The organism is Lunatimonas salinarum, from assembly GCF_017811155.1.
Taxonomy (GTDB): Bacteria; Bacteroidota; Bacteroidia; order Cytophagales; family Cyclobacteriaceae; genus Lunatimonas; species Lunatimonas salinarum.
On record NZ_JACVCV010000035.1, the window covers coordinates 1 to 9,906 of the forward strand.

Annotated in this window: 6 protein-coding genes; 5 read left to right on the plus strand and 1 reads right to left on the minus strand. The window is 38.2% G+C overall.

Features of this window, described 5'->3' with window-relative positions; all coding sequences use genetic code 11:
• Positions 1-428 precede the first annotated feature (428 nt).
• The 5 genes from IAQ59_RS21280 to hsdR all read left to right on the plus strand — a co-directional run bounded on the left by IAQ59_RS21280 (position 429) and on the right by hsdR (position 9,200).
• The gene (locus tag IAQ59_RS21280) at positions 429-1,889 is read left to right on the plus strand and encodes a class I SAM-dependent DNA methyltransferase (RefSeq protein WP_209332877.1); all 1,461 of its coding nucleotides are present in this window, start codon (positions 429-431) and stop codon (positions 1,887-1,889) included.
• Entirely contained in the window at positions 1,886-3,070 is a 1,185-nt protein-coding gene (locus IAQ59_RS21285) for a restriction endonuclease subunit S (protein ID WP_209332878.1), read from the plus strand. Before IAQ59_RS21280 ends, IAQ59_RS21285 begins: the two co-directional genes overlap by 4 nt.
• Positions 3,070-5,271, plus strand: coding sequence for an AAA family ATPase (locus tag IAQ59_RS21290; RefSeq protein ID WP_209332879.1), 2,202 nt, complete (start codon positions 3,070-3,072; stop codon positions 5,269-5,271). Before IAQ59_RS21285 ends, IAQ59_RS21290 begins: the two co-directional genes overlap by 1 nt.
• On the plus strand, positions 5,268-6,713 hold the full coding sequence (locus IAQ59_RS21295) for an ATP-binding protein (protein ID WP_209332880.1): 1,446 nt from the start codon (positions 5,268-5,270) through the stop codon (positions 6,711-6,713). Before IAQ59_RS21290 ends, IAQ59_RS21295 begins: the two co-directional genes overlap by 4 nt.
• 102 nt (positions 6,714-6,815) lie before the next feature.
• Positions 6,816-9,200 carry an EcoAI/FtnUII family type I restriction enzme subunit R gene (gene hsdR / locus IAQ59_RS21300; protein WP_209332881.1) on the plus strand — a complete coding sequence of 795 codons (2,385 nt, stop codon included), beginning with the start codon at positions 6,816-6,818 and terminating at the stop codon, positions 9,198-9,200.
• A 241-nt stretch (positions 9,201-9,441) separates the two neighbouring features.
• On the opposite strand, the gene IAQ59_RS21305 is transcribed toward hsdR, so the two are convergent.
• On the minus strand, positions 9,442-9,906 hold a 465-nt coding region (locus IAQ59_RS21305; RefSeq protein ID WP_280868308.1), incomplete at its 5' end, for a group II intron maturase-specific domain-containing protein.

Here is a 9,906-nt window from a genome sequence, read left to right on the forward strand (position 1 = left end):
CGGGGTTTGCAGTCTCGCTTCCTTCAGTGCATGCCTCACGGCAAACCACCTTGCGGCTTGCTAACGCTTCGGGGCGTTACCCCCGCACGTAAGGGACTTGCACCCTCTGGAATATTATGGTATCTTCGATACCAGATGCCCATGCCGGGCACACACAGCGGTTTGGCGTAATGGCGGGTGCAGTGCTTCGTATGACAGTTTTGTGGTAGGTTCAAGTGTAGTTCTTCGATTGAACTTTTGTGCTAAAAATCCGCCACTACGCCAAGCCGCAAAACGTTAGGCAACATGCTAAAAGAGCCAACGCACATTCAAGCACATTTGGTTTTTGCCGACACGCAAAGCCCAAACAAAAAACCAAAAGAGCTTGAATTTTGCCAACGCACGACAGAAACCGAATTAAAAACAAAAGACAGAAATAAAATAAACAGATGTTTGAACAGACTTTTAAAAACATAGACGACATACTTTACAAGGACGCAGGTGCTGACAGCGAACTGGACTACATTGAACAAACTTCTTGGGTTTTGTTCTTGCGTTACCTTGACCAATTGGAAAGTGAAAAAGCGGATGAAGCCGCTTTGGAAGGAAAAGAATATAAATACATTTTAGACGAGCAATTCCGCTGGCCTAATTGGGCAATGCCTAAAACATCAGACGGAAAACTTGACCACCACAAAGCCATGACTGGACCCGACTTGGTTCAGTTTGTGGATTATAAACTCTTCCCCTATTTAGCAGGTTTCAAAGCAAAATCAATTGACAACCCGAAATCTATTGAATACAAAATCGGTGAGATTTTCAGTGAACTCAATAACAAAATAAAAAGTGGCTACAATCTTCGTGAGATTATTGAAATGACTGATGAACTACCTTTCGGCAGTTCTAAAGACAAGCACGAACTAAGTCACTTGTATGAAACTAAAATCAAAAACATGGGCAATGCTGGTCGCAATGGCGGACAGTATTACACACCACGACCTTTGATTCGTGCCATTATTGAAGTGCTGAATCCACAAGTTGGCGAAAAGATATATGACGCAGCTTGCGGAAGTGCAGGCTTCTTGTGCGAAGCATACGCTTACATGTATGACCGCATGGAGAAATCAACCACCAATCTAAAAACACTTCAAGAAAACACACTTTACGGAAAAGAGAAAAAGAACTTGGCTTACATCATTGGTGTAATGAACATGATTTTGCACGGCATTGAAGCACCAAACATCATTCACACCAATACGCTGACAGAGAATATCAGAGACATTCAGGAAAAAGACCGTTACAACGTAATTCTTGCCAATCCACCATTTGGTGGAAAGGAAAGAAAAGAAGTGCAACAAAACTTCGACATCAAAACAGGCGAAACGGCTTCTTTATTCTTACAGCATTTTATCAAAAGTTTAAAAGCAGGCGGACGAGCAGGTATTGTAATCAAAAACACTTTTTTAAGCAATGCCGACAATGCTTCGGTTTCGTTGCGAAAACATTTGTTAGAGAGTTGCAATCTGCACACCATTTTGGATATGCCAGCAGGAACGTTCTTGGGTGCAGGTGTAAAAACCGTTGTGTTGATTTTTACCAAAGGTGAACCGACCAAAAAGATTTGGTATTACCAATGTGTGCCGGGCAGAAGTTTAGGTAAAACTTCTCCTTTGAATGATGATGACTTGAAAGAATTTAAGCAATTGCAAAAAACCTTTGCTGATTCTGACAACTCATGGACAGTTGATATTTCAAACATCAACACTAGCAATTACGATTTGAGTGTAAAAAATCCGAATGGAAAAGTAGAGCAAACATTCCGTTCTATGGATGAGATATTGGCAGAGATGGAAGCATTAGACGAAGAAACAAGCGAAATTTTGAATGGAATAAAAGAGATGTTTTCATGAGCCAAGTTGAACTAACCACTTTAGGAAAATCGTGTGAGTTTTTCAATGGGAAAGCCCATGAAAAGAGCATTGACGAAAGTGGAAAATACATTGTAGTCAATTCTAAATTTATTTCATCCGAAGGCAAATCGTTTAAACGCACCAACGAACAAATGTTTCCTTTATACAAAGGCGACATTGTAATGGTAATGAGTGATGTGCCCAACGGCAAAGCCTTAGCCAAGTGTTTTATCATTGACAAAGACGACACCTATTCTTTGAACCAGCGTATTTGCTGCATTCGAAGCAAAGAGTTTGACACTAAGTATTTGTATTACCAACTCAACCGACACGAACACTTTTTGGCTTTCAACAACGGTGAAAACCAAACCAACTTACGGAAAGACGATATACTTGCTTGTCCATTGATTAAACCTTCTATGGAAGAGCAGAAAAGAATGGTTCAAGAATTGGATAAAGTATCAATATACATTGAAAAGATAAGCGACAATATCTTACGAAATTTGAAGAACTCGGAAGAGCTTTTCTTGAGGGAACTAGACGAATTATTTAAAGAAAATAAAGAAAATTGGATTTCAAATCCATTAATTGAAGTTTGTCTTGAAATAACGGACGGCAGCCATTTTTCCCCAAAAACATCTTCTACAGGTGAATATCCTTATATTACTGTTAGAGACATAAATAATGATTTTATTGACTTTGAAAATTGCAAATTTATCAACAAAGACGATTATGAAACTTTATTGAAAAATGGTTGCAAACCAAATGAAGGAGATTTGCTTTTTTCAAAAGATGGCACAGTTGGTAAGGTTTCTTTGGTTGACTTTGAAAAAGAGTTCGTTGTTCTATCTTCACTGGCGATTATTAGACCAAAAACTGACTTAATAAAGCCTGAACTTTTAAAATACATTCTCAAAAGTCCTTTCTTTTTACAAAAAGCAATTGGATTAAAAACAGGTGTAGCTATCAGAAGGATAATTCTTAAAAATCTCAAAGGCATTTATATTTCATACCCAAAAGATTTCTCCGAACAAGAATCAATAATACAAAAGCTCAAACAACTTCAAATAGAATCGAATAAACTTTACAATCGATATGAAAGAAAACTAGCTTTTTGTGAAGAATTGAAGGCTGGAGTATTCAAGCGAGCTTTTGAAAACGAATTAATAGAAGCGGAATAATGATTACCAAAGTTACATTGAATGGCGTTGCCAGTTACAAGAAACCTGCTGTTTTGGAAACAGACATGAAGGTGAATCTTGTATATGGCTTAAATGGAACTGGCAAAAGCACATTTTCTGATTTTCTATACAAACAAACTGACCCAATTTTCAAAGCATGTTCTATTGAAGGGATTAATCCTGATGAAGAAATTTTGGTTTATAATCAAACATTCATTCAAGATAACTTTTATCAGCCCGAAGCATTAAAGGGTATTTTCACTTTGTCAAAAAAGAACAAGGATGCAGAAACAAAGATTTTAAATGCAGAAAAAGAAATCAAAAGACTTGATGCAGAAAAATTTCAGAAAAATGCGGACTTAAAAAAAGAAACCGAAGCCATATCTGCAAAACACGATAAAGCAAAAGATAAGGTTTGGGAAATTAAAAAGAACTATACAGGTGGCGACAGAGTATTTGAATTTTGTCTTGAAGGCTATAGAAATGATGGCAACAAGTTATTGAGCTACATTGAAAGTTTGAAGAAGCCCGATAGCAAACCAACAAAAACATCTGACAATATTAAGGAAGAAGTTCAGGCTTTATCAGGCGAGAATGCCCAAAAGTATAATACACTCGAACCAATTGCTTTTGGTGTTGCTGAAATCGAAACTGAAAAAATATTTAAGAAACAGATTGTTGGTAATGAAAATAGCACGGTTTCGGGCTTAATCAATAAACTTGAAAATTCGGATTGGGTAAAAGACGGATTAAAATACTTACCAACACAAATTGAAACTGAAAATGAAACCTGTCCTTTCTGTCAGGAACAAACAATTTCAAGTCAATTGCTTCAAAGCATCAAAGAATATTTTGACGAATCGTATGAAGCTGACCTAACAGCTTTAAAAGAATTTCGCAAACAATACGTAGAAGCTATTCAGTTAATTCCTGAAAAGTCAATTTTTGAAAGCAATCCAAAGTTTGAAAACTACAAAAAGGACTTTGAAATCAAATACAACGCATTTGCCAAAGTTGTAACAGAAAACTTAAAGCTGATTGATGATAAAATAAAAACGCCAAGCGTTCAAATCACTTTGAAAAGTTCTGTTACTGCATTGACTGAAATAAATGTAGTAATTGACAACATCAATAAGCAGGTAAAAGAACACAACAAAAAAATTGACCAAAAGGAAACAGCTTTAAACGACCTAAAAATTGACTTTTGGAATATTATGCGTTGGGAATATGACCAAACAATTAGTTCTTACATTTCCGATAAAGCTCAATCACAAAAAAATATTGCTGGATTCAAACAGGCAATTGGAAAACTGGAATCAGACATTCAAAAACAAAGAGAAATAATTGTAGAACAGCAAAAGCAGACAGTAAATATTGAAGAAGCAATTGCCAACATTAACAGCGGTCTTTTAGACCTTGGTATTCACGATTTCAAAATAAAACAACACGCTGATAATCTTTACAAAATTGTTCGTGAGCAAAATGACAATAGAGTTTTTCTTTCACTAAGTGAAGGAGAAAAAATGATTATTAGTTTTTTGTATTTCTTGGAACTATGCAGGGGAAAGAAAGATGCAACAGAAGCTGCAAAGAAGAAAATAATTGTAATTGACGACCCTATTTCCAGTCTTTCACATGTTTATGTTTTTAATGTTGGTAGATTGATTAAGAATGAGTTTTTCGGTAAAAAAGAAAAGAAGAATGGTGTTACTACTTGGAATTACAAGTATGAGCAAGTCTTTGTATTAACACACAGTCTTTACTTTTTCTATGAAATAACCGAAACCAAGCATGATGAAAGAAAAGAAACTCAAAAGCTTTTCAGGCTAATTAAAAATGATGAAGGCAGCTACTTTGAAAAACTTACTTATGAATCAATTAAGAATGACTATCAGGCTTATTGGTATGTGATTAAAGACCCAAATCAACATCCTGCATTAATAGCCAATTGCATGAGAAATATCATTGAGTATTTCTTCAACTTCATAGAGAACAAAGACCTGAATAATTTCTTCAATCAACCTACTATGCAGGAAATTCGCTTTCAGGCATTTTATAGATACATCAATAGGGAATCACATTCATTAGGACAGAATATTTTTGATTTTAAAGAGTTCAACTACCAAGACTTTAAAGATGCTTTTGCAGAACTTTTTAAAGTTGCAGGTTACGAAGAACATTATAAAAAAATGATTGCATGAACGAACAACAACTCATAGAATTACTCAACGAACTGGTAAAACAGCCGCACGAAAGTGAATGGGTGGAGTTTAAACTCAATTTTCATTCAGCAGAAGAAATTGGCGAACGTATTTCGGCTTTATCCAATGGGGCTTGTATTCATAATCAGCCGTTTGGGTATTTAGTTTTTGGAGTAGAAGACAAAACGCAAATTATCAAAGGAACTACCTTCAAAGCCAAAGCAGCTAAAAAAGGAAATGAAGATTTAGAACACTGGCTGCTTACCCGATTAAATCCGAGAATTGATTTTTCAGTATATGAGTTTGATTATGATGCCACCCGCCATATTTCTATTTATGTAATTCCTGCTACCAAAAATCAGCCCGTTGAATTTCTGCATCAGGCATACATACGAGTCAGCAGCATCACCAGAAAATTGAATGAGTTTCCGCAGAAACAAGCTAAAATCTGGAAGAAGGACACCCTGCCTTTTGAAAAAGAAATCGCCAAAGACAATTTGAGTGCATCAGACATTACCAAGTATTTAAGCACCGAAACCTACTTTGATTTATTGAAATTGCCTTATCCGTCCAATCAACAAGGCGTGATTGATAAGTTTATGGATGAAGGTTTGGTAGTGAAAAACAATGGCTACGCCATAACAAAATTAGGTGCATTGCTCTTTGCCAAGCAGTTGAAAGATTTTGAAAGTGTAGAACGAAAATCCGTTCGTGTTATCGTTTACAAAGGAAAAAACAAAGTTGAAACCGAACGAGAACAAATAGGAGCCAAAGGGTATGCTTTAGGATTTGAAGGACTGGTTGACTGGATAAATAGCCAATTACCTGCCAATGAAGAAATAGGCAAGGCATTGAGAAAAGAAACCCGTATGTATCCCGAAATAGCTATCAGAGAGTTGGTTGCCAATGCACTAATTCATCAGGATTTAACCGAAAAAGGTTTTCCAATGGTAGAGATTTTTACAGACAGAATTGAAATATCAAATCCCGGAACACCTTTGGTTACACCCGACCGATTTATTGATGCTTACTTATCACGCAATGAAAAATTAGCAGACCTTATGCGAAGAATGGGTTTTTGCGAAGAAAAGGGCAGTGGTTTGGACAAAGTGATTTTTTATAACGAGTTGTATCAGCTCCCTGCTATAAACGTAGTGGTTTCAGAAAATAGAACCCGTGTTACCATGTATTGCTATAAAACCCTGAATGATTTAGACAAAAAAGAAAAAATCAGGGCTTGCTATCAGCATGCTTGTTTGAAATATGTATCAAACGAAAAGATGACTAATCAAAGTTTAAGAGAACGATTTAAGATTGAAGACCAAAATGCTGCTATTGCTTCCCGAATAATTCGAGATGCGTTAGAAGATAAAGTTATTAAAGAAGATGACCCTGAAAGTAAATCAAGAAAATATGCCAGCTACATACCATTTTGGGCTTAAAATCTTATTTGATGGTTATTTGATAGCAGGGGTATCAAACCCTTTTAAATCATTGATTATCAATGCTTTTTTATTTGATGGCTATTTGACAAAAGTGATGAAATGAACGAAACCGAAACAAGAGCAGAATTTATTGACCCTGCATTAAAAGCAGCAGGTTGGGGTGTTGTGGAAGGCAGTCGCATTCGCATGGAGTTTCCAATCAACAAAGGTCGTTTAATCGGGCATGGACAGCGTAGCAAGCCCGACAAGGCAGATTATGTATTGCAATACAAAAACAGAAACCTTGCTGTAATTGAAGCCAAAGCAAGAGATAAATATTATACCGAAGGCGTAGGACAAGCCAAAGACTATGCTGGAAAATTGCAAGTTCGTTTTACATACAGCACCAACGGTTTACAGATTTACCACATAGACATGCACGAAGGACAGGAAGGTGATGTAACATCCTATCCTACTCCTGATGAATTGTGGGAAATGACTTTTGGAGAACAAAACAAACTCCAACCACTTACAGCCGTTTGGCGAGACAAATTACTTTCCGTTCCGTTTGAAGACCGTGGCGGAACATGGCAACCTCGCTATTATCAGGAAAACGCTATTACCAAAGTTTTAGAAGCCGTTGCCAACGACCAGCAACGCATTTTGTTAACCCTTGCCACAGGAACAGGAAAAACGGCAATTGCTTTTCAAATTGCATGGAAACTGTTTCAAGCAAAATGGAACATCAACAAAGACGGACAACGAAGCCCAAGAATTTTATTCTTAGCCGACAGAAATATTTTGGCAGACCAAGCATTCAACGCTTTTTCAGTTTTTGAAGAAGATGCTTTGGTTCGTATCAATCCAAGCGACATCAAGAAAAAAGGCAGAGTGCCGAAAAACGGAAGTGTGTTTTTTACCATTTTCCAAACCTTTATGAGTGGGCCAAATGATACGCCCTACTTTGGAGAATACCCAAAAGACTTTTTTGATTTCATCATTATAGACGAGTGTCACCGTGGAGGAGCCAATGACGAAAGCAGTTGGCGAGCCATTATGGAGTATTTCAGTCCAGCCGTTCAGTTAGGTTTGACAGCTACACCAAAACGAACCATCAACGCAGACACATACAATTACTTTGGTGAGCCAGTTTATGTGTATTCGCTGAAAGAAGGAATCAATGACGGTTTCTTAACACCTTTCAAAGTCAAACAAATTGACACCACCATTGACGAGTATTTATTCACTTCGGACGACACTGTTTTAGAAGGAGAAATTGAAGAAGGCAAACGCTACACCGAAGCGGAAATGAACCGCATTATTGAGATTAAAGAACGTGAAGAATATCGGGTTAAGATTTTTATGAGCCTGATAAATCAAAGTGAAAAGACGTTGGTTTTCTGTGCCACGCAATTACATGCTTTAGCAATTCGTGATTTAATCAATCAATATGCAGAATCTAAAAATCCGAACTATTGCCATCGAGTTACTGCACATGACGGAAAATTAGGCGAACAGCATTTAAGAGATTTTCAAGACAACGAGAAAAGCATTCCTACCATTCTGACAACTTCACAGAAGTTAAGCACTGGTGTTGATGCTCCCGAAGTAAGAAACATTGTTTTGATTCGCCCTGTAAACTCTATGATTGAGTTTAAACAAATCATTGGCCGTGGAACACGTTTATTTGATGGCAAAGATTATTTCACGATTTACGATTTTGTAAAAGCACACCACCATTTCAGCGACCCTGAATGGGATGGAGAACCCGAAGAACCTGAAACACCCGAACCAAGACCACAGCCACAACCTTGTGATGTTTGCGGGCATAGACCTTGCATTTGTGCACAAGAGCCACCGCCTGAACCTTGTCCTGTTTGTGGTTACTCTTATTGTCGTTGCGACAATCCACCAAGACGAATGGTAAAAGTGAAATTGGCAGACGGAAAAGTTCGCCAGTTTCAGCACATGATTAGCACTTCATTTTGGAGTCCAGACGGCAGACCAATTTCAGCAGAAGAATTTTTGCGTTCCTTATTTGGAGCATTGCCCGAACTCTTCAAAAGTGAAGATGAATTAAGAACCATTTGGAGTAAACCCGACACAAGAAAGAAACTACTGGAAGAACTTTCAGAAAAAGGTTTTGCCAAACAACAGTTGACAGAGTTTCAAAAAATACTGAACGCTGAAAACAGCGACCTGTATGATGTTTTGGCTTACATCGCTTTCCATTCAGACATATTGGAACGGACAGACAGAGCAGACAGAGCAAAAATTCACTTGGACAACTACGACCCAAAACAGCAGGAGTTTTTAAACTTCGTTTTGAGCCAGTATGTAAAACAAGGCGTTGACGAATTGGACGACACTAAAATTGGCGACTTGCTTGTATTGAAATATCACGCCATTGCAGACGCTAAAAAAGAACTTGGCGACATTGCAACAATCAGAAACACGTTTATCGGTTTTCAAACTTATTTGTATGACAAAAGAGTGGCTATATGACAAAGACAATAAACATATCAGCCAACCCTTCGCAGCCATGCACATTTGCAAGCCGCACAAGCCAACGCACAGACCAAAGCTTGCAAAAGAACATGTCTGCCCCAACACACGACCAAAACGACCGTCAAACAAGCGGACGAAAAGAAGCACGATTGCCTAATCGAGTAGACGGCCTCGCCAGATTTCTCTGACGAGGTGCGCCTCTCACACCACCAAGCGTACGGGTCTCGTACTTGGCGGTTCACTGGATTGTAGGTTGCGATTTGAGGTAATAGGAAAGCATAGATTCGTAACCCTTTCGTCTTAGGCGTGACAATGTGATAGTCGTGATCAGAATCGGGCTTTGGGCTACAGCCCATCCACCTTTTCGGGTACGACTCCACGCATATGCATGGTCTTGATCCACTCCCAATCTGATCAGGTTCTTACGTTTCCGCTCGGGTTTCTTCCAGTCATGCCAGATACAGTAGCGAAGTCGGTTCCTCAGCCACTCGTCGACCTGTTTGAGTTTGGCGTGAATACTTGCCAACCGGTAGTTGTTCACCCAACCCATCCAGACCTCCCTGAGTTTGCGAAGCCGATCCTCAAAACTGTACGGTTTGGTTTTCTTGGTAATCTGCTTGAGCTTTCGCTTGAGTGAGTCCCAGCTGCTCTTTTTCACCACCAGTTGGTATTTTCCTTTGACTCCCTTCTCGTAAGTTGGGAC